Consider the following 619-nt stretch of genomic DNA (forward strand, 5'->3'; position numbering starts at 1 on the left):
CCTCTGTCGGGCTGTCGGTCAGGAGGGCACGACGGTCGACTTCCGCCCGAACCCCAATCCCGATGCGACGTCGCCCAAGGGGCTCTTGTTCAAACCGCGGGAGACACTGGCTCGCGCTCCGGTGAGCGGTGGGTCGACTGCTACGCCGCCGTCTCCCTGCGCGGGAACTGTCCGCGACCGGTGACGGGAACAGGAGCAGTGGCGGGGTACTCCTGCAGCCGTGGCACTCGTTGATCGTTGTCGTGGGTGCCAAAGTTTTCCGGGTGCCCCCTGTGGTTGTGACAAGGCGGGAACTGCGGCAGGATCGCCGCCATGACGGCCGACACAATCCACGTAGACCCTTCGCTCCTCGATACCGAAGAGGTGGCCCGGGCACTGGGCACTGACCTCGAGAGCGGACTCGCCACGGAGGAGGCGGCTGCGCGCCTCGCAAGCGATGGGCCAAACGAACTGCGTGCTGCTCAGCGCGAGCCCACTTGGCGCCATATCCTCCGCCAGTTCCAGGATCCATTGATCTACCTTTTGTTAGGTGCGGTGGCCATCGCCCTTGCTGCGTGGCTGATCGAGGGCGGGCACGACTGGCCAGTGGATGCGATCGTGATTGCATCGGTCATCGTCT

2 protein-coding genes are annotated in these 619 nt (G+C 65.3%); both read left to right on the forward strand.

Going from position 1 to position 619, the window contains the following annotated elements:
- A partial coding sequence (locus AC1DTN_RS38330) for a hypothetical protein (protein ID WP_477925412.1) occupies positions 1–184 on the forward strand: 184 nt, incomplete at its 5' end.
- Positions 185–312: 128 nt separating this feature from the next.
- Positions 313–619: cation-transporting P-type ATPase (locus AC1DTN_RS38335; RefSeq protein WP_477925414.1), on the forward strand; the 307-nt coding region annotated here is incomplete at its 3' end.

The organism is Rhizobium sp. 01T444 (assembly GCF_056398305.1).